At 72.1% G+C, this 21,703-nt stretch carries 19 protein-coding genes and 1 tRNA gene; 16 read left to right on the top strand and 4 right to left on the bottom strand.

Features of this window, described 5'->3' with window-relative positions:
• Positions 1–23: 23 nt before the first annotated feature.
• A complete protein-coding gene (locus ABD285_RS10800) occupies positions 24–3,671 on the bottom strand; it encodes an SCO7613 C-terminal domain-containing membrane protein (protein ID WP_344202541.1) in 3,648 nt (1,215 codons plus the stop codon).
• Between the two features lie 118 nt (positions 3,672–3,789).
• On the opposite strand from ABD285_RS10800, the gene ABD285_RS10795 reads away from it, so the two are divergent.
• From ABD285_RS10795 to ABD285_RS10785, 3 genes are read left to right on the top strand one after another with little or no spacing between them, the layout of a single operon-like run.
• Positions 3,790–4,680: an LLM class F420-dependent oxidoreductase gene (locus ABD285_RS10795; RefSeq protein ID WP_344202539.1), complete on the top strand. Its 891-nt coding sequence runs from the start codon at positions 3,790–3,792 to the stop codon at positions 4,678–4,680.
• 57 nt (positions 4,681–4,737) lie between these two features.
• Positions 4,738–5,796 carry an NAD(P)H-dependent flavin oxidoreductase gene (locus tag ABD285_RS10790; protein ID WP_344202537.1) on the top strand — a complete coding sequence of 353 codons (1,059 nt, stop codon included), beginning with the start codon at positions 4,738–4,740 and terminating at the stop codon, positions 5,794–5,796.
• 55 nt (positions 5,797–5,851) lie between these two features.
• Positions 5,852–6,772, top strand: coding sequence for a cyclase family protein (locus tag ABD285_RS10785; protein WP_284251959.1), 921 nt, complete (start codon positions 5,852–5,854; stop codon positions 6,770–6,772).
• 80 nt (positions 6,773–6,852) lie between these two features.
• Here the strand turns inward: ABD285_RS10785 and ABD285_RS10780 are convergent.
• Positions 6,853–6,937 (bottom strand) — tRNA-Leu (locus ABD285_RS10780).
• A gap of 63 nt (positions 6,938–7,000) precedes the next feature.
• Here ABD285_RS10780 and ABD285_RS10775 point away from each other — a divergent pair.
• Genes ABD285_RS10775 through ABD285_RS10765 form a run of 3 tightly spaced genes read left to right on the top strand, consistent with a single transcriptional unit; the run spans position 7,001 to position 9,750 of the window.
• Positions 7,001–8,308 (top strand): M20/M25/M40 family metallo-hydrolase, encoded by a 1,308-nt coding sequence (locus ABD285_RS10775; protein ID WP_344202534.1) that lies wholly within the window; start codon positions 7,001–7,003, stop codon positions 8,306–8,308.
• A gap of 48 nt (positions 8,309–8,356) precedes the next feature.
• The gene (locus ABD285_RS10770) at positions 8,357–9,193 is read left to right on the top strand and encodes an undecaprenyl-diphosphate phosphatase (RefSeq protein WP_284251962.1); all 837 of its coding nucleotides are present in this window, start codon (positions 8,357–8,359) and stop codon (positions 9,191–9,193) included.
• On the top strand, positions 9,190–9,750 hold the full coding sequence (locus tag ABD285_RS10765) for a hypothetical protein (RefSeq protein ID WP_344202532.1): 561 nt from the start codon (positions 9,190–9,192) through the stop codon (positions 9,748–9,750). Before ABD285_RS10770 ends, ABD285_RS10765 begins: the two co-directional genes overlap by 4 nt.
• 4 nt (positions 9,751–9,754) lie before the next feature.
• On the opposite strand, the gene ABD285_RS10760 is transcribed toward ABD285_RS10765, so the two are convergent.
• A complete protein-coding gene (locus ABD285_RS10760; protein ID WP_284251965.1) occupies positions 9,755–10,618 on the bottom strand; it encodes a proteasome assembly chaperone family protein in 864 nt (287 codons plus the stop codon).
• Positions 10,619–10,671: 53 nt separating this feature from the next.
• Here ABD285_RS10760 and ABD285_RS10755 point away from each other — a divergent pair, with 53 nt between their 5' ends.
• The 10 genes from ABD285_RS10755 (at position 10,672) to lnt (ending at position 21,275) form a co-directional block, all read left to right on the top strand.
• Positions 10,672–11,343: an HAD family hydrolase gene (locus ABD285_RS10755; protein WP_344202530.1), complete on the top strand. Its 672-nt coding sequence runs from the start codon at positions 10,672–10,674 to the stop codon at positions 11,341–11,343.
• Entirely contained in the window at positions 11,340–12,326 is a 987-nt protein-coding gene (locus tag ABD285_RS10750; RefSeq protein WP_344202528.1) for a tRNA (adenine-N1)-methyltransferase, read from the top strand. Before ABD285_RS10755 ends, ABD285_RS10750 begins: the two co-directional genes overlap by 4 nt.
• 69 nt (positions 12,327–12,395) lie before the next feature.
• The gene (locus ABD285_RS10745; protein WP_284251967.1) at positions 12,396–13,400 is read left to right on the top strand and encodes an FKBP-type peptidyl-prolyl cis-trans isomerase; all 1,005 of its coding nucleotides are present in this window, start codon (positions 12,396–12,398) and stop codon (positions 13,398–13,400) included.
• 121 nt (positions 13,401–13,521) lie between these two features.
• On the top strand, positions 13,522–13,980 hold the full coding sequence (locus tag ABD285_RS10740; RefSeq protein ID WP_284251969.1) for a PPC domain-containing DNA-binding protein: 459 nt from the start codon (positions 13,522–13,524) through the stop codon (positions 13,978–13,980).
• A gap of 32 nt (positions 13,981–14,012) precedes the next feature.
• Positions 14,013–15,023 carry a helix-turn-helix transcriptional regulator gene (locus ABD285_RS10735; RefSeq protein WP_284251971.1) on the top strand — a complete coding sequence of 337 codons (1,011 nt, stop codon included), beginning with the start codon at positions 14,013–14,015 and terminating at the stop codon, positions 15,021–15,023.
• On the top strand, positions 15,016–16,005 hold the full coding sequence (locus ABD285_RS10730; RefSeq protein WP_344202525.1) for a helix-turn-helix transcriptional regulator: 990 nt from the start codon (positions 15,016–15,018) through the stop codon (positions 16,003–16,005). The genes ABD285_RS10735 and ABD285_RS10730 overlap by 8 nt, the downstream gene beginning before the upstream one ends.
• 84 nt (positions 16,006–16,089) lie before the next feature.
• Complete coding sequence (locus ABD285_RS10725) at positions 16,090–16,335, top strand: twin-arginine translocase TatA/TatE family subunit (RefSeq protein ID WP_284251975.1); 246 nt, start codon at positions 16,090–16,092, stop codon at positions 16,333–16,335.
• Positions 16,336–16,383: 48 nt separating this feature from the next.
• Positions 16,384–17,151 carry a twin-arginine translocase subunit TatC gene (tatC, locus tag ABD285_RS10720; protein WP_284251977.1) on the top strand — a complete coding sequence of 256 codons (768 nt, stop codon included), beginning with the start codon at positions 16,384–16,386 and terminating at the stop codon, positions 17,149–17,151.
• 29 nt (positions 17,152–17,180) lie between these two features.
• Positions 17,181–19,679 carry a DEAD/DEAH box helicase gene (locus ABD285_RS10715; RefSeq protein ID WP_344202522.1) on the top strand — a complete coding sequence of 833 codons (2,499 nt, stop codon included), beginning with the start codon at positions 17,181–17,183 and terminating at the stop codon, positions 19,677–19,679.
• A gap of 21 nt (positions 19,680–19,700) precedes the next feature.
• Positions 19,701–21,275 carry an apolipoprotein N-acyltransferase gene (gene lnt, locus ABD285_RS10710; protein ID WP_344202520.1) on the top strand — a complete coding sequence of 525 codons (1,575 nt, stop codon included), beginning with the start codon at positions 19,701–19,703 and terminating at the stop codon, positions 21,273–21,275.
• On the opposite strand, the gene ABD285_RS10705 is transcribed toward lnt, so the two are convergent.
• Positions 21,272–21,649 carry an RNA polymerase-binding protein RbpA gene (locus tag ABD285_RS10705; protein ID WP_284251983.1) on the bottom strand — a complete coding sequence of 126 codons (378 nt, stop codon included), beginning with the start codon at positions 21,647–21,649 and terminating at the stop codon, positions 21,272–21,274. The genes lnt and ABD285_RS10705 overlap by 4 nt on opposite strands.
• Between the last annotated feature and the right edge of the window lie 54 nt (positions 21,650–21,703).

The following is a 21,703-nucleotide window of genomic DNA, read 5'->3' as shown; positions in this document are numbered from 1 at the left end:
GCAGGTCGAAGTCGGAGCGCGCGCTACCGCAGATCGCGCATCCGGGCGGCCACGCCCCGTTCGCCGCTCGTGCGCCGCTCCCAGGTCGCCGCGATGACGATGAGCACGGCGCCGGCACTGGCGAGCGTGATCCACCACGGCGTCGAGCCGATCGAGCGGCCGATCTGCACCGCGAACACGACGATGTTCTCGATCGGCAGCACGGCGATGCCGAGCACGAACGGCGCCCCGAGCTTGAACAGCGAGCCGACCAGGATCGCGGCGAGCGCGAGCGCGATCACGAGGATGGCGCGCCAGGTCTGCGGATCGGTGCCGGTCGACAGCAGCGACGGCAGGAACACCGCCGCGATGCCCGGCGTCAGCAGCGCCCACGAGCCGGTGAACCCCACCGGCCAGCCGTTGGGCGTGGTGCGCAGGGGTCGGTCGACGATCGTGGTCGGCGCCATGGGACGCATACCGACGACACCCGCCGCGAGGAGGGCGATGCCGAGGGGCAGCGAGAACATCTCCACCCGCAGTTCGCGGGCACTCCACCCGGCGACGGCGACCGCCCACGCGGCGCCCCAGACGAGCCACACCGGCGGCAGGATCGTGGGGCCGCGTCGCGCTCGCCATGCGACGAGCACGACCCCGGCGAGCAGCGCGAGCATGAGGCCCCAGAGGGTCCAGATCGGCAGCCAGACATCGCGTGCCGACGCGATCGGCCCGGGGATCAGGAAGAGCGTGGCCGGCATAAGCACCCAGCGCGAGGCGCGGCCGGTGCGCTGCACGAGCATCCGGCCGGCGAATCCCGCGAACACGACCGCGACGATCGCGAGGCCGAGCACCGGGAGGACCAGCTGTGCCGAGGGGATCGCGACCGCGTCGCCCCGCACCGCCCACCGCACGCCCTGCACCGCGCCGGCCGCGGAGGCGACGATCGCGGCGGCGAGCACGGGCGCGTGGAGCCTCGCCAGCCGGCCGTGCCGATCCAGCCGGCCCGCCGCGAGGCGGGAGAGCACGAGCAGCACGAACGCACCGCCGAGCAGGCCGACCGTGCGCCAGGGCAGGATGCCGTCGCCAGGCCCGGCGACCGCGAGCAGCACGAGGGTCGGCAGCACCGCGCACGCCAGCCCGGTCGCCACGAGCGGCAGTCCCGCCCCGCCGCGCGCCGCGAGCAGAACCCCGACGAGCGCCAGCGCGAGAGCGGGCGGCAGCACGTAGGGCTCCGCCACCTGCACACCGGCCAGCCACAGCGCGCACCACAGGGCGCCGCTCCAGCACACGCCGGCGACCCACCAGCCGTAGCCGCGCTTCGCGAACGCCGCCGCGGCCGCGGCGCCGATGCCGAGGACGAGGAGCACGACGAACGTCGTACCGAGTCCGGCCGCCTGGCGCACGAGCGCGAGCAGCACCGCGATCGCCCCGGTGACGAGCGCCGAGGTCTCGATCGCGATGCGCGCCGCCACGGCATCCTGCGCCGCGAGTCCGTGCCGGGTGAGGCCCGCGGCGATCGGAGTGGTGGCGCACAGGGTCGCCGCGACGATGACGGCGATGATCGGCAGCGTCACCGGCGAGCCGCTCTGGACCAGCAGCTGCGCGCCGAGGCACACCACGACGACCGCGAGGGCGGGCACGAGCAGCGCCGCCGCGAGCGTGCGCACGACGCGGTTGAGCCCGGGGCGGCGGGTGAGCAGGAGGGTGAGCGCGAGCAGGAAGATCAGCCCGGTCGAGAGCGCGGTCCACCCGCTGCGCACGAACAGCACGGTCACGACGCCGATCAGGAACGGCACCGCGGTCACCACGAGCACGGCGTACCAGGCCCCCGCCCGCACCCGTCGCACGAGCGTGGCCGCGAGGCCCGCGACCGCGGCGAGCGACGCGGTGAGGCAGAGCACCGCGATCGACTCGACGTCGGCCCGGGCCAGACCGGTGGCGAACACGACGAGCGCGTACGCGTAGCCGGCGGCGACGGTGTACGGCCGTAGTGCGCGGGGAGACGCGAGACCGAGCGGGATGAGCACCGCGACGATCGCGACCCCGACCGGCACGGTCAGCGGCCGCTCGATCCACGACGAGATGCCGGCGACGAGCAGCAGTGCGTGTCCCGCGACGAGCACGGGGATGCGCAGCCAGGCCGGCGACCGGCGCGCCGCGGGTACGAGCAGCACCAGGATCCCGAGCACCAGGGCCATCGCGAGGGCCAGCACCGCGCCCGTCGTGCGGCTCCAGCCGGCCCAGGCGGCAAGGGTCAGGACGGTGCCGGCGCCGATCCAGAGACTGGAGATCCAGCCGGCACGGGCGAACCCGCCCTCACCGCGCCGGCGGGAGAGCAAGCCGGTGGCGGCCGCGCCGACCGCGGCGGCGGCCAGCCCGAGGATCGACCACCTGCCCGCGTCCGCGGGCAGCAGCACGCCGGCCGATCCGAGCTCCAGCAGGCCCTCGACCGCCGCGGGCACGGCCGCCAGGGCGGCGACCGCGGTGGCACCCGCGAGCAGCTGAGGCCGTCGCACCGAGCCGGGAAGGGGGATCGCCGCCAGCAGCACGAGCACGATCGCGGTCGTGAGCGGCGCGAGCACGACGCGCGGTGCCGCGTCGTCCAGCGGCACGAAGGCGAGCTGGGCGACGGCGAGGGCGACCCACACGCCGGCCAGCACGCTCCACAGCCGGGGGAGGCGATCCCGCGTGCCGAGCGCCGCGAGCACGGCCAGCGCCAGCAGGACGAGGCCCGCACCGAGCACGCGGGCTCCCGCGTCGTCGGCCCCGGAGCCGACGACGCGGAATCCATCGGGCGCCGGGAAGAACGGCAGCGTGAGCACCACGACCCCGGATGCCACCAGCTGCAGCGTGGTCGCCGTGCCGTGGTCGGCCCGCAGCTCCGATCCGAAGCGCCCGGCCGCGCGCCGCAGGAGGCGGTGGGCGCCCCACGCGACCAAACCCGCCGCGACGTGCCCGGCGTGCACCGCCCAGCCGTTCGTGAGCGCGTACCCGAACATCGCCGGCACGAGGACGAAGCCGACGATCGAGGTCCAGAGCCACACCCGCATCCGCACGAGCAGCGCGAGCCCGAACATGACGAGCGAGGCGAGCAGCGTGCCGACGGCGGCCGGCACCCATCCGCTCACGTCGAGCGGCGTCTTCTGCACCGCGGCCCAGATGTCGAGCACGACGAAGACCATGCCGAGAGCCCCGAGGGCCTCGGCCGACAACCGCAATCGTCGTTGCATCATGAGCCACGACGCGCCGAGGAACAGCACGGTGAGCAGGGCGATGATCACCGTGCGGGCGGCGAAGGCGATATCGGGATTGAGGAAGGTGAAGACGATGCCCGCGACCGCGACGAGGGCGGCGCCGACGACCGCCAGGACGGATGGCACGCCGATCTGGCCCTGCGATCCCGGGGCGCGCGGCACCGCGGAGGTCGGCGATGGGCCGACCGGCGCCGTGGCGGGCACGGCCGCCGCCGCGCTCGCGAGCGGGGCCACCGGCAGCAGATCGATGAGTCGCTGCCGCTCCCGCAGGGCCTCGGCGGCCCGTTGCGACGCGGCGCGGACCCGCACGGCCTCCTCACCGCTCAGGATCGCGCGGCAGGTGCCGCACACGAGCGTGGGCTCGATGCGGGCACCGCATCGCGGGCAGACGGCGGTGCTGTCGACGTAGTCGGCCGCCTGGCGGCTCCATCCCTCCAGCATCCCCGGAGTCTAGGGTGAGGCCGGCTCGGAACCGTCCGGACTGCCCGGCCTGTGGATTGGCCCCGCCCGCGACGCCCCCTGTGCGGAGGCACCCTCCGGCTGGGCGTAGCGTTGAGTCATGCGTTTCGGATTCCACTTCATGGACTTCACCATTCCCGGCGAGCCGGCGACGATCGCCCCGATGATGCGCGACACCGCGATCGCGGCCGAGCAGATCGGGGCCTCGTGGTTCAGCGTCATGGACCACTACTTCCAGATGGAGCAGTTCCGCACGGCCCACGATCCGATGCTCGAGGGCTACACCGCCCTCGGTTTCGTCGCCGGCGTGACGAGCCGGATGAAGCTCGGCACGATCGTGACGGGCGTCACATATCGGCATCCGGCGCTCCTGGCGAAGATCGCGACGACGCTCGACGTGCTGAGCGGCGGCCGCGCCTTCCTCGGCATCGGCGCCGCCTGGTACGAGCGCGAGCACCTCGCGCTCGGCGTGCCGTTCCCGCCGCTGGCGGAGCGGTTCGAGCGGCTCGAGGAGGCGGTGCAGATCGCGCTGCAGATGTGGAGCGACGACGACGGCCCGTACGAGGGCACGCACTACCGGCTGGCGGAGACGATCAACCGCCCGGCGCCGATCCAGGCGCCCCACCCCCCGATCGTCATCGGCGGGTCGGGGGAGCGCAAGACGCTGCGCCTGGTCGCGCAGTACGCGCAGGGCTGCAACCTCATCGCCTCCGACGTCGAGGCGGTCGCGCACAAGCTCCAGGTGCTCCGTGAGCACTGCGATCGGCTCGGCACCGACTACGCCGCCATCGAGAAGACCGTGCAGGGACCGATCGTGGCCGACCCGCTGACCGATCCGAATGCCTTCCTGCGCTCCGCGGAGCAGCTGGCCGCCCTGGGGGTCGAGCACGTTCACCTCCGCGCGGCCGGTCCCGACATGGCCGGCTTCGTGGGGCGCGTCGGCGACACCATCGCCGAGCGGCTCGCCGCGATCCGGCCCGCTGCAGGGTAGGCGGGGCAGGTTCGGACCCGCGCGGGGCGCCGATCGAGCGGGGTATCGTCCTGAGTCATGCGCGACGGTGACCGGGTCCGCGAGCTGTTCGGCATCGATGCCCCGATCGTGCTCGCCCCCTTCGGCGGCCTGTCCGCGGTGGAGCTCACGGCCGCGGTCAGTGAGCTCGGCGGCCTCGGCTCCTACGGTCTCTACGGGTACGAGCCGGAGCGGATCGCCGAGACCGTCCGAGCGATCCGCGCCGCGACCCCGCGACCCTTCGCACTGAACCTGTGGCTGCCGATGGGCGACGAGATCGACCCGCAGCATGCCGAATGGGACGCCGCGATGGCCGTCGTCGCGCCGTTCTTCCACGAGCTCGGCGTCGATGTGCCGCCCCTGCCGGCCCGGTTCCTGCCGGACATCGCCGAACAGGTGGATGCCGTCATCGCCGCGCGCCCGGCCGCGCTCAGCGTCGTCTTCGGCGTCCCCTCGCCGGAGCTGGTCGAGCGGGTGCACGCCGCGGGCATCCGCGTGGTCGGCACGGCGACGACGGTCGACGAGGCGGTCGCGCTCGAAGCAGGCGGGGTGGATGCCGTGGTCGCGACCGGAGCCGAGGCGGCCGGTCACCGGGTCTCCTTCCTGCACCGCGCGGAGGACTCGCTCGTCGGGGGTCTCGCGCTGATCCCGCAGGTCGCGGATGCGGTGAGCGTTCCCGTGATCGCGGCCGGCGGCATCGCCGACCGGCGCGGCGTCGCGGCCGCGTTCGCTCTGGACGCCGAGGGCGTGCAGGTCGGTACGGCGTTCCTTCACACGCGCCAGTCCGCCGCGAATGCGGCCCACCGGGACGCGATCGCCCGGACACCGGCGCACGGCACGGTGCTGACCCGGGCGATGAGCGGGCGGCTCGCCCGGGGGGCTCCCAACCGCGCGGTCCGCACGATCGAGGCGGGCGCCGCGATCGCCGCGTTCCCGGCGCAGAACTGGCTCACCGGCCGCTTCCGTGCGGAGGCCGGCCGCCGCGAACGGGGGGACCTCCAGTCGCTGTGGCTCGGGCAATCGGCACCCCTCGCGACCGCGACCGAGGCCGCGGAGGTGTTCCGGGAGCTCCTGGGCGGCGTGCCCGGCATCCGGTAGCCGACCGGCGAGAGCGGCCCCAGCCGGGGTCGGATGCCGCTGCGAGACTGGCCGCATGCCCGAGTACCGCGCCCGCTTCGACGCCCGGATCGATTTCCTGAACGGCGGCGGCCTCACCGCCGAGGGCTTCCGGCTCGACCTGCCGTCCCGGGACGTCGCCGAATCGGAGATCGGGCGGCTGCTGGTGCAGCACCTCGGTCTCGCGATGGTCGGCTCGGTCGTCCTCACGGGCCTGGAGATCGTCGAGGAGGCGCACAAGGGATCGCGCGGGGTGATCGAGGCGCCGGCGGAGACCGACGCGTGGCACGTCGTCGACCTCAGCCACCCGATCTCCGAGGGCCTGGTCACCCTGCCCGGCATCCCGGCTCCGGTCATCACGCCGCTTCTCACGCATGCCGACTCGGTCGCGCGGTACGCGCCCGGCACGGTGTTCGCGATGGATGTCATCACGATCGCCGGGAACACGGGGACCTACCTCGACAGCCCGTACCACCGCTATCCGCACGGACCCGATCTGTCCGGCCTCGATCTGGCGACCCTGGTCGACCTCCCGGCCGAGGTGTTCCACCTCGACGACGTGACGGGGCGCGAGATCCCGGCCAGCCTGTTCCTCGACCGCGACGTGCGGGGCAGGGCGGTGCTGCTGCACACCGGATGGTCGCGGCACTTCGGCACGCCCGCGTACGCGAACGGCGCGCCGTACCTGGGCGCGGAGGCCGCGGACCACCTCGCCGAGCAGGGCGCGACGCTCGTGGGCATCGACTCGGTCAACATCGACGACATGTCCCCGGATGCCGGGGGCGAGCGGCCGGCCCACACCCGTCTGCTGGGCGACGGCATCCACGTCGTCGAGCACCTCACCGGCCTCGCGCAGCTGCCGCCGAGCGGATCGCGGTTCACCGCGGCGCCGCTGAACATCCGCGGTCTCGGCACGTCGCCCGTGCGCGCATTCGCCCGCGTGCCCATGCCCGCGTAGCCGCGCGCCGCCGGCCGAGAGAACGAAGAAGGCCCCGGAGCGGACTCCGGGGCCTTCGGTCTCTGCGAACAGAGCCCTCGTGCGCGAGGGGGGACTTGAACCCCCACGCCCTATACGGGCACTAGCACCTCAAGCTAGCGCGTCTGCCATTTCCGCCACCCGCGCGAGGTGGTCGCCTTGTGGACGACCGAGTGTCGAGATTAGCACCTCGCCGGTTAGCGTGAGGACATGGCCGCCCACCCCGACGCCCCCCTCGAGGACACCGCGCGCATCGCGCGCGACCTCATCCGGATCGACACCACGAACTGGGGTGCGGGCCGGTCGAAGGGCGAGACCGAGGCCGCCGAGTACGTGGCCGCCGAGCTGCGCCGGCTCGGCCTTCAGCCCACGCTCTGGGACGCCGCCGAGCGCCGCACGAGCGTCGTCGCGCGGGTGCCGGGTCGCGATCCGGAGCGCGCCGCCCTCGTCGTGCACGGGCACCTCGACGTCGTGCCGGCCGACCCCGCGAACTGGAGCGTCGACCCGTTCGGCGGCGAGATCCGCGACGGGATGCTGTGGGGCCGCGGGGCCGTCGACATGAAGAACATGGACGCGATGATCCTCACCGCGCTCGGCGACCTGCACGCCGCGGGGGAGCAGCCGGCGCGCGACCTCGTGGTGGCGTTCTTCGCCGACGAGGAGAACGGCGGGGTGTTCGGCTCGCATCCGGCCGTCGTGCAGCATCCGGAGTGGTTCGCGGGCGCGACGGAGGCGATCAGCGAGGTCGGCGGCTACTCGGTCGACATCGGCGGCACCCGCGCCTATTTGCTGCAGACGGGGGAGAAGGCGCTCTCCTGGATCAAGCTGACCGCGCGCGGGACGGCGGCGCACGGGTCGCGGGTCATCCGCGACAACGCCGTCACGAAGCTCGCGCGCGCTGTCGCCACCCTCGGTGCCGAGGAGTGGCCGCTGCACATGACCTCCACGACGACGCAGCTGGTGGGGGAGCTGCGCGGCATCCTCGGGCTCCCCGACGACGCGGAGCCCGACGAGGTCGTGCTCGCGACCGGCACCGCGGCCGGGTTCCTGCAGGCGACCCTGCGGGTGACCGGCAACCCGACCGTGCTCGAGGCCGGCTACAAGCACAACGTGATCCCCGACACGGCGAGCGCCCTCGTCGACCTGCGCCCCTTCGCCGGCCAGGAGGACGAGGTGCTCGACCGGGTGCGCGAGCTCATCGGCCCCGACATCGAGCTCGAGGTGCTGCACCACGACATCGGGCTCGAGTTCCCGTTCGAGGGGGCGCTCGTGGAGAAGATGACGGCCACGCTGCAGCGGCACGATCCCGGTGCGCCCGTGCTGCCGTACCTCATGAGCGGCGGCACCGACAACAAGGCGCTGGCCGAACTCGGCATCACCGGCTACGGTTTCGCCCCGCTGCGGCTGGATGCCGGACTCGACTTCCCGGCGATGTTCCACGGCGTCGACGAGCGCGTGCCGCTCGCTGCGCTCGAGTTCGGCCGCGCGGTCCTTGCGGACTTCCTCAGGGACTGCTGAGAGCCCGGGGCGCGATCGCCGAGCGCCGGTCTGCCAGAATCGTCGCTCGTGGACACCTGGCTCGAAGCGATCATCCTCGGCATCGTGCAGGGTCTGACCGAATTCCTGCCGATCTCCTCCAGCGCCCACCTGCGGATCGCGTCGACCCTCATGGGCACCGGCAAGGACCCGGGGGCCGCGTTCACCGCGATCCTGCAGCTCGGCACCGAGACGGCCGTGCTCATCTACTTCCTGCCCGACATCGCGCACATCATCGGGTCGTGGGTCAAGGCGCTGTTCGGCCGGATCCCGCGGCGCGACCCGAACGCGATGCTCGGCTGGTTCATCATCGTGGGCTCGATCCCGATCGTGGTGCTCGGTCTGCTGTTCCAGGACCAGATCGAGACCGTGTTCCGGTCCCTGTGGATCGTCGCGACCACGCTCATCGTGTTCGGCATCCTGCTCGGCGTCCTCGACCTGCTGGGCAAGCGGATCTACCGGCTGCGTGACATGCGCTGGGGGCAGGCTCTGGTCTTCGGAACGGCGCAGGCGCTCGCCCTCGTGCCCGGCGTCTCCCGCTCCGGGGCCACCATCGCGGCGGGCCGCGCGCTCGGTTTCGAGCGCCCCGCGGCCGCGCGCTACTCGTTCCTGCTCGCCCTGCCCGCCGTGTTCGGCAGCGGCTTCTACGAGCTGTTCAAGAGCCTGAAGGGCCACGGGCACGAGGTGTTCAGCTGGCCGCAGACCGGGGTCGCGACCGTCGTCGCGGGCGTCGTCGGCTTCGCGGTCATCGCGCTCTTCATGCGCTACATCTCGAAGGGCTCGTTCCTGCCGTTCGTGATCTACCGGGTGCTGCTGGGCATCGCCCTGTTCGTGGTGCTCGCCCTGGGGATCCTGCCGGCGCAATGAGCAGGCTCTCGCGTCTCCGCGACCGCGTCGTCACCGCCGACGCGGTCTACGGCACGATCCTGTACGCCGCCCTGATCGCCGTGAGTGCGGCATACGAACACGCCGGCGACGGTGTTCCGGGCGATCAGCCGAACGTGCAGGGAGACCTCGCCCTTCTGACCCCGGCCTCGGTCGACTTCCTGCAGGTGCTGGAGTGGTCGGTCACGACGCTCATCGTGTTCTGGATCGCCCACGTCTACGCGCGCACGATCGCCGGGCACGGGATGCGGTCGGGGGAGGATCGGCGTCTGGGCGTCTCCTTCCGCCACGCCCTCGCCCACTCCAACGGGATGCTGTGGAGCGCCATCCCGGCGACGGTCGTCGTGCTGCTCGGCGCGGCCGGCGTGCTGCCCGACGCCGCCGACTGGGCGCTCGTGGTCAACGTGCTCGTGCTCGGCGTGCTCGGCTACCAGTCGCTGTCGGAACGCCGCCGACCCGTGCCGCTGCGCATCCTCGGGGGAGTCGTGACGGCATTGCTGGGGCTCGCGATCATCCTGCTCGACATCGCGATGCACTGATGCGTCAGCGACGAGGGCCCGTGTTCCCGTCGCCCGCGCGACCGTCGCGGCGGCGCAGGTAGCGCTCGAACTCCTCGGCGATCGCGTCGCCGCTCGCCTCCGGGGCGTCGACGGTGTCGCGGGCCTGCTCGAGCTGGGTGATGTAGGCCGCCATGTCGTCGTCGTCGCTCGCGAGGGCGTTGATGCCGTCCTCCCAGGCCGTCGACTCCTCGATGAGCGTGCCGCGATCCACCTCGAGCTCGACGAACTCCTCGAGCCGCTCGATGAGCGCCAGGGTCGCCTTGGGCGACGGGGCGTTGTGCACGTAGTGCGGCACCGACGCCCAGATCGACAGCGACGGGATGCCCGCCTTCTGGGCCGCATCGCCCAGCACGGAGAGGATGCCGACCGGTCCCTCGTACGTGGACTTCTCGAGCTCGAACCGGTCGCGCAGCTCGCCGCTCTCGCTGGAGGCGAAGACCGAGATGGGCCGCGTGTGCGGCACGTCGGCGAGCATGGCGCCCAGGAACACGATCCCCGTGATGTCGGCGGCCAGGAACGCGTCGACGAGCTCGCCGGCGAAGGTCCGCCAGCCCCGCGAGGGCTCGGTGCCGAGCAGCACGTGGATGCCGGTCCCGCCGTCCACCGGCCCGTACAGGGTGACGCCCGGCCATTCGAGCGTGCGGTTGCCGTCCTCGTCGAGCACGCTCGTCGGGCGGTTGAACTGGTAGTCGAAGTAGTCCTCGGGCTCGAGGTCGCTGATCGCCACCAGCTCCAGCTGATCGCGCACCATGCGGGCGGCGTTGGACGCCGCGTCGCCCGCGTCGTTCCACCCCTCGAAGGCGACGACGAGGGTCGAGCCGGTCCCGAATCCCGCTGCCTCGGCCATCAGTCCACTGTAGGCGCCGGGAACGGAGGCCGCCCGCTCCCTAGACTCTCCGGGTGACCTCGCAGCCCGCGCTCCCGGCGGCCGTCCTGTTCGACATGGACGGCACGCTCGTCGACACCGAGCCCTACTGGATGCGGGCCGAGACGGAGCTGGTGGAGGCGTGGGGGGGCACCTGGACCCACGACGACGCGCTGACCCTGGTCGGGAACGCGCTCGAGGTGTCCGCGCTCGTGCTGAAGTCGCGCGGCGTCGACCTCGAGGCCCGTGAGATCGTCGACCTGCTCACCGACCGGGTGCTCGAGCAGCTGCGCGACACCGTGCCGTGGCGGCCGGGCGCCCAGGCGCTCCTGCGCGACGTGCGGGATGCCGGCATCCCGACCGCGCTCGTCACGATGTCGCTGCGGAGGATGGCGGACGCGATCTCGGAGGTCGCCGGAGCCGCATTCGATGTGGTCGTCGCGGGCGACCAGGTCGAGCACGGCAAGCCCGATCCGGAGGCCTACCTCACGGCCGCGTCGCGTCTGGGCGTCGAGGCGGGGGATTGCGTCGCGATCGAGGACTCCGAGGTCGGCGTCGCCGCCGCCGTCGCCTCGGGAGCGAGCACGATCGCCGTGCCCTCGCACCTCGAGCTGCCCGCGTCGGCGGCGTACACCCTCTGGCCGACTCTCGAGGGGCGCGGCGTGGCCGACCTCGCCGCCCTGCACGCCCGTCGGAGGGCCGCATGAGCCGGGGACCGTTCGCCGCCGGCGACCGCGTGCAGCTCACCGGCCCGCGAGCCCGGCTGCATACGATCACGCTCGAGGCCGGCAAGCAGTTCCACACCCACCGCGGCGCTCTCGACCACGACGCGATCATCGGTGAACCCGAGGGCAGCGTCGTCACCGCGAGCAACGGCGACAGGTACCTCGCGCTGCGCCCGCTGCTCGCCGACTTCGTCATGTCGATGCCGCGCGGCGCCGCGATCGTCTACCCGAAGGACGCGGCGCAGATCCTCGCGCAGGCCGACGTGTTCCCCGGTGCGGTGGTCGTGGAGGCCGGGGTCGGCTCCGGCGCGCTCTCGCTCTGGCTGCTGCGTGCGATCGGCCCCGAGGGGCGGCTCGTCTCGTTCGAGCGTCGCGAGGAGTTCGCCGACGTCGCGCGCGGGAACGTCGCGGCCTTCACCGGGAGCGTGCCGCCGAACTGGAGCGTGGAACTGGGCGATCTCGCCGAGCGGCTGCCCGACGTCGCGACGCCGGCATCGGTCGACCGCGTCGTGCTCGACATGCTCGCGCCGTGGGAATGCCTGGACGTGGTCACCGAAGCGCTCGCACCCGGGGGAGTGCTGCTCTGCTACGTCGCGACCGTGACGCAGCTCTCGCGGGTCGCGGAGGCGATCCGGGCCACCGGGTCCTACACGGAACCCGACCCGACCGAGACGCTCGTGCGCGGCTGGCACGTCGAGGGCCTCGCGGTGCGCCCCGATCACCGCATGGTCGGTCACACCGGGTTCCTGCTGACCGCGCGCCGGCTCGCGCCGGGCGCCGTGCTGACCCCGCCGGCGCGTCGGGCGTCGAAGACCGAGTACGGCGACGAGGACGTCGAGGCCTGGACGCCCGGGGCGCTCGGCGAGCACGTCAAGAGCGACAAGCGCCTGCGCAAGGTCGCTCGCGAGGCGCAGCGCCTCGCCGGGCAGGCGCGTTCGCACGGAGCGACCGGCGACGGCCGGTAGAGTGTTTCGGGCCCGTCTGCGTTCGCGCGGATCGGCGGGCATCCCTCCCGACGCTTGGAAGAAGGACCCGTGCGCCGTACGACCGCGATCATCACCGCCGTGGCCGCCGCCGCCCTCCTCGCGGGCGTCCTGGCGGGATGCGCTCCGGCCGGCCGTGGGCCCGGCAATCAGCCCGGCGGCTGCGTTCCCGAGCTGCCGAGCGGCGACGCCTCGAGCATCGTGAAGGCCACGGGAGTCGTCGGCAAGAGCCCGAAGGCGACATTCCCCACGCCGATCGTGGTGAAGAAGAGCGACCAGGTGACGGTGCTGAAGGCCGGTCACGGCCTGGTCGCGGCCAAGGGCGCGCAGATCGATCTCGACGCGACGATCTACGACGGCACCACCGGCCGGCCCATCGCCGCGACCGCGTACGACGGGTCGCTGCGCGCCGTGGCCGGCAAGGGGCTGCCCGGTCAGGCCGGGCTCGGCAGGTCCTCACTCGCCACGGCCCTCGTGTGCGCGCAGGCCGGATCCCGGATCGCGCTGACCTCGAACGGCAAGCGCCTGAACGCGGTCTCCGGTCTCCCCGCCTCCGAGCCGATCGTCGCGGTGATCGATGTCGTGCACGTCTACCCGGGTAAGGCCGACGGCGCGAACCAGCTGCCGCAGGACGGCATGCCGAGCGTCATCACGGCGGTCGACGGCCAGCCCGGCATCGTGCTGCAGGAGCTCGACAAGCCCAAGAACGCACGCTCCGAGGTCGTGAAGGCCGGAGGCGGCGCTGTGCTGAAGAAGGGCCAGAAGGCCGTTCTGCATTACACGGCGTGGACCTGGCCGGACGCCAACGGCGACAAGCCGGCCGTGATCGACTCGCTCGACACGTGGTCGGCCGGTATCGCGAGGGACGTCGTGCTCAGCAAGGGCAACGGCGTCCTGCCCGCCCAGGCGATCGACGCGATCGTCGGTCAGAAGGCGGGTTCGCAGCTGCTCGTCGTGCTGCCGCCGAAGGACGGCTACGGCGCCAACCCGCCGCAGGGCGCCTCGGCGAAGGACACCGTCATCTTCGTCATCGACATCCTCGGCGTCCGCTCCTAGACCCCGCCGCTCGGCACCGAGGCTGGGCGGATCCTTCGAGAGCGCCGCACCGCCGGGATCCGCGGGTACGCCTGAAGTCGGGTCGCGATCGCGGCCGCGACGGTGACGGCGGTGAGGGCGGATGCGCGTCGATCGATCGGGCACTCCGGGCACGGGCTGGGTGATCGTGCTGGACACGGGCGAGGAGCTCGTCGGATCCTTGACCGGGTTCGCCCGTGAGCACCGGATCCTCGGCGCCTCGATCCGCGCGATCGGTGCGTTCTCGTCGGTACGGCTCGCCTACTTCGACTGGGAGGCCAAGGAGTACCGCACGTCGGTCGATCTGAACGAGCAGGTCGAGCTGGTCTCGCTCATCGGCGACCTCGCCGAGAAGGACGGCGAGCCGCAGCTGCACGCGCACGCCGCCGTCGCGCTCGCCGACGGGCGGGTGCTCGGCGGTCACGTGCAGGAGGCCCACGTGCGGCCCACCTGCGAGATCATCCTGACGCAGACCCCGGAACCCCTCCGCAAGAAGGTCGATCCCGAATCCGGTCTCGCGCTGATCCGGCTGGATGCGTCGCCGGGCACGACGCGCACCTAACGGAGGTGCTCGCGGTCCGTAGGATCATCAGCATGTCCAACGCCACCGCCCGCGTGCCGGTGGAGGAGCGTCTCTTCAGCCTCGTTCTCGCCCTGCTCGCCACGGAGAACGGGCTGACCAAGAACGAGATCCTGTCGACCGTGCAGGGTTACCGCCAGCGCTTCGACGCCGGGGGCGACAACGCCAATCTCGAGCGCCAGTTCGAGCGCGACAAGGATGACATCCGGGATCTCGGCGTGCCGCTCGAGACCGTCGACTCGCCCGGGGATGCCGGCAACAACCAGACGCTGCGCTACCGCATCCCGCGTGGGGCGTACCAGCTCCCGAGCGACATCCGCTTCACGCCGGAGGAGATGACGCTGCTCGACCTCGCGGCGCGCGTGTGGCGCGAGGGCTCGCTGTCGGGGGAGTCGCGGCGGGCGCTGCTGAAGCTCCGCTCGCTCGGCGTCGACGTCGCCGAGCCCACGATCGGCTACGCGCCACGCGTGCGGCTGCGCGATGCGGCGTTCGAGCCGCTCGACGCGGCGCTCGAGAAGCACCTCGTGGTGCGCTTCCCGTACCTCAAGCCGGGGGATCAGGCCGCGCGGGAGCGCGAGGTGATCCCGCTCGCCCTCGTGCAGTACCAGGGGCGATGGCACCTCTCGGCGGAGGAGTACGTCGACGGCGGCTCGACCGCGGGCGCGCGCAAGATGTTCCTGCTGCGCCGGATCGTCGGCCCCGTCGCGACCGGCAAGCCCGCCCCCGCGCGACCCGGCGACCACACCGCCGAGGCGGTCGCGGGCCTGGAGGAGGTCTGGCATCGCGGCGTCGCCGAGGTCGAGGTCACCTGCGACACCGACGCGGCGACCCGTCTGACCAACCGCCGCGACACGGAGCAGCTCGGCCCGGGCGCTGCCGGCACGGAGCGGCTGCGGGTGCACTACGTCGACATGGCGATCCTCGCCGACGAGCTCGCCGGGTTCGGGCCGGAGGTGCTCGTCATCGAGCCCGCCGACCTGCGCGCGGCGGTCGTGGAACGTCTGGAGGAGGCGGCGCGTGGCTGAGCGTGCGCAACCGCTGCAGGCTCGCGACAAGCTCGCGTTCCTGCTGTCGCTCGTGCCGTGGCTCATGGACCACGACGGCGCCACGGTGGCCGAGACCGCGGACCACTTCGGCATGCAGCCGGAGCAGATCCGGGAGGCGGTGCGCCTGATCGCGGTGAGCGGCATCCCCGGCGAGACCGACGCCTATCAGCACGAGGATCTGTTCGACATCGACTGGGACGCCTTCGAGGAGCACGACGAGATCCAACTCACCCACCTCGTGGCGATCGACGATGCACCGCGGTTCTCGGCGCGCGAGGCGGCCGCCCTCATCGCGGGTCTGCAGTACCTCGCATCGCTGCCCGAGAACGCCGGCAGCGCGACGCTCGCGGGTCTGACGGGCAAGCTCAGCGCGGGTGCCTCCGCCGCACCCGCCCAGGTGGGGGTGGAGGCCGATCCGGCCATCGCATCCACCCTGGCGCTCATCCGGCAGGCGGTCGCGAGCGGCGTGCAGCTCGATCTGGTCTACCTCAACGCGTCGGGGGAGAAGGAGCGCCGCCACGTCGACCCGCTGCGGGTCGAGTCCTTCGACGACGACTGGTATCTGCGCGGCTGGTGCCACCTGCGGGAGGCCGTGCGCACCTTCCGGCTCGACCGGATCTCCGACGCGGTCATCACCGACCTCCCGATCGAGCACCGCGCGAGCGAGGTGCGCCTGCCGGATCGCCTGTTCGAGCCGTCGCCGCAGGATCTCGAGGTGACGATCGACATCGCGTCCTCCGCGATGCCCCTGATCGCGGACTTCATCCCCGACGGCGCGACGTCGACGGAGCACGACGGACGCATCCGCACGACGCTCCGGGTGTCCCACTACCACGGCCTCAAGCGACTCGCGACGCGGATGTCCGGCGTCATGACGGTGGTCGCCCCGCCGAGCGCGCGGGAGGCGGTCGCCGACTGGGCCCGCTCCGGCGTCGACCGTTATCGGAAAGAGATGCGATAATTTCGTATCGCCGTCTTCGGTCGGGTGAATCCAGGTAGCCTGGCTTACACTGACACTTCAGCGCAGAAGAACAGGAACTCGCTCATGCTTCGTGGTCTCTTCGAGGGTCCGGCTCCGTGGATCATCCTCGCGGTCGTCATCCTCTTGTTCGGCGCCACCCGCCTGCCGGCTCTCGCCCGCAGCCTCGGCCAGTCGGCCAAGATCTTCCGCACCGAGGTCAAGGACGCGAAGGACGAGAAGGCTGCCGAAGCGAAGGCCGACGACGCGTCGGCCAGCACCACCACCACGTCGGAGGCGACGACGCCCGCCGACGGCACCTCCGCGAAGTAGGCGGTCGTGGCCGTCCGCACGCGGCGGCGGTCCAATCCTGAGGGCCGCATGTCCCTGGGCCAGCACCTCGTCGAGCTCAGGCGACGGGTGTTCTGGGCCGCGGGCGCGGTGGTCGTCGGAACCGGTGGAGGATGGTTCCTCTACGACCTGGTCTGGCCGCAACTGGAGTCGCCGATCCAGCACATCGCCAAATCGCACCAGGCGATCATCAACTTCACCAACATCACGGGCGCGTTCGACCTTCGGGTGCAGATCGCGTTCACCATCGGCATCGTCGTCTCGAGCCCGGTGTGGCTGTACCAGATCTTCGCGTTCCTGGTGCCGGCCCTGTCCCGGCGTGAGAAGCGCTACGTCCTCGCGTTCATCGGGACGGCGATCCCGCTGTTCCTGATCGGCTGCGCGGTCGGCTGGATCGTGTTCCCCCACATGATCGAGCTCATGTCGAGCTTCGTCCCGGCCGGGTCGGCCAGCTTCTACGACGCCAAGTACTACCTCGACTTCGTCTTGAAGCTGGTGCTCGTCGTCGGTTTCGCGTTCGAGCTGCCGGTGTTCCTCGTGCTGCTCAACTTCGTGGGGGTGTTGCGCGGCAAGGCGATCCTCAAGGGATGGCGCTGGGCCGTGCTCGCGATCGTCGTGTTCACCGCGATCGCCACGCCGGCGGCCGACATCAGCTCGATGATGCTGCTCGCCCTGCCGATGACGGTGCTGTACTTCGTCGCGATCGGGATCTCGCTGCTGCACGACCGCCAGGTCGACCGGCGCAAGGCCGCCGAGGAGCTCGCCTCCTCCGCTTCGGTGGACGCGACGCCGGCCTGAACGAGGCCCGACTGAACGAGAATGAGGGGGTGAGCACCCTCTCGCCCGCGGAGCGGTACGCGGCTGCACGAGCGCGTCGCGCGGCGCCCGAACTGCAGCTGTTCCGGGAGCGGCAGGACTTCGACCTCGACCCCTTCCAGCTCGAGGCCTGCCGGGCCCTCGAGGCGGGGCGCGGGGTGCTCGTGGCGGCACCGACCGGAGCCGGCAAGACGATCGTCGCCGAGTTCGCGGTGCATCTGGCGCTGGCCGACCCGCGGGCGAAGGTGTTCTACACGACGCCGATCAAGGCGCTCAGCAATCAGAAGTACTCGGAGCTCGCGGCCGAGCACGGCGCCGAGCGCATCGGCCTGCTCACCGGCGACACCAACGTCAACAGCTCCGCCCGCGTCGTCGTCATGACGACCGAGGTGCTGCGCAACATGCTCTACGCCGACTCGCCCCTGTTGAAGGACCTGGCCTACGTGGTCATGGACGAGGTGCACTACCTCGCCGACCGGTTCCGGGGAGCGGTGTGGGAGGAGGTCATCATCCACCTCCCGCGCGAGGTGCGGCTCGTGTCGCTGAGCGCCACGGTGTCGAACGCGGAGGAGTTCGGTGACTGGCTGCAGGCCGTGCGCGGCGACACCGACGTCGTCGTCTCGGAGGACCGCCCGGTGCCGCTGGAGCAGCACGTGCTCGTGCGCTCGAAGCTCATGGACCTCTTCGACGACTCCGGCGCGATCGCGGCCAACCGCGTCAATCCCGAGCTCGCGCGTCTCGCCTCCGCCGGTGGGCGGCCGGCCGGCACCTACCGGGGCCAGCACCCGGGCCGCCACCATCGCAAGGGGCAGGGCGGCCTCGGCTCGGAGGGGCAGCGGCAGGGGGGCCTCGGCGGGGGATGGAACGCCGGCGACCGCATGGATCGCCCGGATGTGGTGCGGCTGCTCGAGTCGCGGCACCTGCTGCCCGCGATCTTCTTCGTCTTCAGCCGAGCCGGCTGCGACGCCGCCGTGCAGCAGATCATGCGCTCCGACCTGCGGCTGACCGAGAAGTGGGAGCGCGACGAGATCCGCGACCTCGTCGAGGAGCGCTGCCGTGCGATCCCGGACGCCGATCTCGGCGTACTCGGGTACTGGGATTGGCTGGACGGGCTCGAGCGGGGGGTCGCCGCGCACCACGCCGGGCTGCTGCCGGCGTTCAAGGAGATCATCGAGGAGCTGTTCCAGCGCAAGCTCCTCAAGGTCGTCTTCGCGACCGAGACGCTCGCGCTCGGCGTCAACATGCCGGCCCGCACCGTCGTGCTCGAGAAGCTCGAGAAGTTCAACGGCGAGGCGCGGGTGCCGATCACGCCGGGGGAGTACACCCAGCTGACCGGCCGGGCCGGTCGGCGCGGCATCGACGTCGAGGGGCACGCGGTCATCCAGTGGATCGGCGGCCTCGACCCCGCGGCCGTCGCGTCGCTTGCCTCCCGCCGCAGCTATCCGCTCGTGTCGAGCTTCCGGCCCACGTACAACATGGCCGTCAACCTCATCGAGCAGTTCGGCCGGGAGCGCACCCGCGAGATCCTGGAGAGCTCGTTCGCGCAGTTCCAGGCCGACCGCGCCGTCGTCGACCTCGCGCGCCGGCTGCGCGAGCAGGAGAAGTCGCTCGAGGCGTACGCGGAGGCGATGCGATGCCACCTCGGCGACTTCGCCGAGTACGCGACGCTCCGCCGCGAGCTGACCGACCTCGAGCGCAAGAACGCGCGGGCCGAGGGACGCCGCGGCGAGCTCGGCAACGAGTCGCGGAGCGAGCGCGACAAGCGACAGCGCCGGATCGCCGAGCTCCGGCGCCGGATGAAACAGCATCCCTGTCACGCCTGCAACGACCGCGAGGCGCACGCCCGCTGGGCCGAGCGCTGGTGGCGTCTCAAGCGCGAGCACGACCAGCTGGCGACGCAGATCCGCGGGCGCACGGGCGCCGTCGCCCAGGTCTTCGACCGGGTGAGCGACGTGCTGCTCGAGCTCGGCTACCTCGAGCGCGACCAGCACGGCCGGCTCGGCGTCGCGGGACCGGGAACGGCGCTGCGCCGGATCTACGGCGAGCGCGACCTGCTCGTCGCCGAGTGTCTGCGATCCGGCGTGTGGGACGGCCTCGATGCGGCCGGGCTCGCGGCGCTCGCGAGCTGTCTCGTCTTCGAGCCCCGTCGTGAGCGCGAGGAGGTGGGGGAGCACGGGCTGCCCCGCGGCGCCTTCCGAGCCGCGCTCGAGGCGACCGAGGCGATCTGGGAGCGGCTGAGCGAGCTGGAGACCGAGCACCGATTGCCGGACAGCGACCCGCCCTCGACCGGAATCGCCCTCGCGACCCAGCGCTGGGCGCAGGGAGCGCAGCTGGACTCCGTGCTGCGGGATGCCGACCTGGCCGCCGGGGACTTCGTGCGCTGGATGAAGCAGGCCATCGATCTGCTCGACCAGATCTCGATCGTGGCGGACGGCCCGCTCGGCCGCACCGCGCGCGTGGCGATCGACGCCATCCGGCGCGGGATCGTGGCCTACAGCGCGGTCCAGTAATTGGCCACCTATGCTGAGCCGGTGCGTGCCCGCCCCGCTCTGCCGCTCGGATGGGCGCTCCTGGTCGCCGTATGCGCCGGCTTCATCCTCGACGGCGCGTTCCCCGACATCGACGTCTGGCCGCTCGCGTTCCTCGGCATCGGGCTCGCGCTGCTGATCCAGCAGGGCCGCCGGCTCGGGTCGGCGTTCCTGGTGGGCTTCGTGTTCGGCACGGTGTTCTTCGGCTGGCAGGTCTTCTGGGCGACCACGTTCCTCGGGCCGCTTCCGTGGGCGGCCCTGTCGGTGTTCATGGGCGCATGGTGCGGCGCCGGGGGGATGCTGATCACGCTCGCCTACCGCTGGGTGCCACCGGCGTTCCCGACCGCGGTCTCGCGCCTGCTGTTCCTCCCCGCGGTCGTCGCCGGGCTCTGGACGCTCCGGGAGGCCGTGGCGAGCGTCTGGCCGTGGGGCGGCTTCGCGTGGGGCCGGGTCGCGCTCTCGCAGTCCGACAGCGCGATCTCCGACCTCTTCCCGTGGCTGGGCGTCTCGGGCGTGAGCTTCGTCATGGTGTTCCTGTGCGCGGTCGCGCTGGCCGCCATCCAGGAGGGGTGGCGCAGGCGCGGTCCGTGGCGGGAGCCGGTGGCGGTGCCGTGGGCCGCGCGCGCCGCTCTCGTGACCGCGATCGCCGCGTTGATGGTGGTGATCCCGGCGTTCCCCGTTCCGACCCACGGGACGCTCCGCGTCGGCGCCGTGCAGGGCGACACGAAGGCGGGCTACTTCGACCCGCCCGCGCGCGTCGGCGACAACCTGCTGCGGCAGATCCAGAAGACGCAGCCCGTCTACGGCCGGCACGTGGATGTCGTGGTGTGGCCCGAGGGGGCGTCCGACCTGGATCCGCTGGAAGACCCCGACGCCGCGGCGCTGTGGGACGAGGTGGCCCAGCGCGCCGGTGCGCCGCTCGTGGGCGGGGCGATCACCGCGCGCACGTCGCACGGGGTGACCCGGTACTACAACACGTCGATGGTCTGGCAGCCGGCGCGGGGCGGAGAGACCGACCACTACGACAAGAAGCATCCGGTGCCGTTCGGCGAGTACGTGCCGGCCCGGCCGTTCTTCCACGCGATCGTGCCGAGCCTCATCGATCTCATCCAGCGCGAGTACACGCCGGGAACCACCGACGACGTCATGGACGTCGGCAAAGCCGTCGCCTCGATCGCGATCTGCTTCGACATCGTCGACGACCAGATCATGACCGACGGTGTCCGGGAGGGCGGTCAGCTGGTCTTCGCGCAGACCAACAACGCCGACTTCGGGCAGTTCACCGACGAGAGCGTGCAGCAACTGGCGATCGCCCGGATCCGGGCGCGCGAACTCGGCCGCTCGGTGGTCAACATCTCGACCGTCGGTACGAGCGCGATCGTCTACCCGGACGGCACCGAGCACGACCGGCTCGCGACCTACACGCCCGGCGTGATGATCGACGACGTGCCCCTGGCCACGACGATGACGCCCGCCGTGCTCGGCGGGCGTCAGATCGAGTGGCTCGTGTGCGGGCTCGGCGTCGGCGCGCTGGTCGCCGGCTTCACGGTCCGCTTCGGCCGGAGGCGGAAGAGCTAGGCGCTCTTCTTGCTCCCGGCCTTCTCCTGGCCGCGGCGTGCCCGGAGGTACTGGAGGCGCTCCTGCAGCAGTTCCTCGAGCTCGGCACGGCTGCGGCGCTCGAGCAGCATGTCCCAGTGGGTGCGGACCGGCTTGGCTTCGACCGGCTCCGACTCGACGAGTTCGCCCTCGTCATCGACGAGGCGTCCCTCCTGTCCGCTCCGGGGCGAGGCCCAGGTCTCCGGGACGTCCGCCTCGGCGGCGAAGACGACCTCGAAGGTCGAGCCGTCCTCGGTGCGGTACGTGACCTTCTTGCGGGGTGAGAACTCGACGCCCTCTTCGCTCTGCATGCTCTGTGAGCCGAGTCGCATCCCGCGCAGGCTGCGATCTGCCATCGTGTGGCCTCCTGACGCTGTGGTGCTCGCGCCCGGTGGGACGCGACTCATATA

It is taken from the genome of Pseudolysinimonas kribbensis, assembly GCF_039531715.1.
Classification (GTDB): Bacteria; Actinomycetota; Actinomycetes; order Actinomycetales; family Microbacteriaceae; genus Pseudolysinimonas; species Pseudolysinimonas kribbensis.
The sequence above is the reverse complement of the archived record's forward strand: the minus strand, read 5'-3'. Positions and strand labels throughout refer to the sequence as shown.

What these genes read in the sequence shown, in the direction of transcription:
- ABD285_RS10725 (WP_284251975.1), top strand. Translation starts at nt 16,090, where the DNA reads ATGCTTCGTGGTCTCTTCGAGGGTCCGGCTCCGTGGATCATCCTCGCG.
- ABD285_RS10765 (WP_344202532.1), top strand. Translation starts at nt 9,190, where the DNA reads ATGAGCAGGCTCTCGCGTCTCCGCGACCGCGTCGTCACCGCCGACGCG.
- ABD285_RS10790 (WP_344202537.1), top strand. Translation starts at nt 4,738, where the DNA reads ATGCGCGACGGTGACCGGGTCCGCGAGCTGTTCGGCATCGATGCCCCG.
- ABD285_RS10775 (WP_344202534.1), top strand. Translation starts at nt 7,001, where the DNA reads ATGGCCGCCCACCCCGACGCCCCCCTCGAGGACACCGCGCGCATCGCG.
- ABD285_RS10800 (WP_344202541.1), bottom strand. Translation starts at nt 3,671, where the DNA reads ATGCTGGAGGGATGGAGCCGCCAGGCGGCCGACTACGTCGACAGCACC.
- ABD285_RS10785 (WP_284251959.1), top strand. Translation starts at nt 5,852, where the DNA reads ATGCCCGAGTACCGCGCCCGCTTCGACGCCCGGATCGATTTCCTGAAC.
- ABD285_RS10750 (WP_344202528.1), top strand. Translation starts at nt 11,340, where the DNA reads ATGAGCCGGGGACCGTTCGCCGCCGGCGACCGCGTGCAGCTCACCGGC.
- ABD285_RS10795 (WP_344202539.1), top strand. Translation starts at nt 3,790, where the DNA reads ATGCGTTTCGGATTCCACTTCATGGACTTCACCATTCCCGGCGAGCCG.
- ABD285_RS10760 (WP_284251965.1), bottom strand. Translation starts at nt 10,618, where the DNA reads ATGGCCGAGGCAGCGGGATTCGGGACCGGCTCGACCCTCGTCGTCGCC.
- ABD285_RS10705 (WP_284251983.1), bottom strand. Translation starts at nt 21,649, where the DNA reads ATGGCAGATCGCAGCCTGCGCGGGATGCGACTCGGCTCACAGAGCATG.
- ABD285_RS10735 (WP_284251971.1), top strand. Translation starts at nt 14,013, where the DNA reads ATGTCCAACGCCACCGCCCGCGTGCCGGTGGAGGAGCGTCTCTTCAGC.
- tatC (WP_284251977.1), top strand. Translation starts at nt 16,384, where the DNA reads ATGTCCCTGGGCCAGCACCTCGTCGAGCTCAGGCGACGGGTGTTCTGG.
- ABD285_RS10740 (WP_284251969.1), top strand. Translation starts at nt 13,522, where the DNA reads ATGCGCGTCGATCGATCGGGCACTCCGGGCACGGGCTGGGTGATCGTG.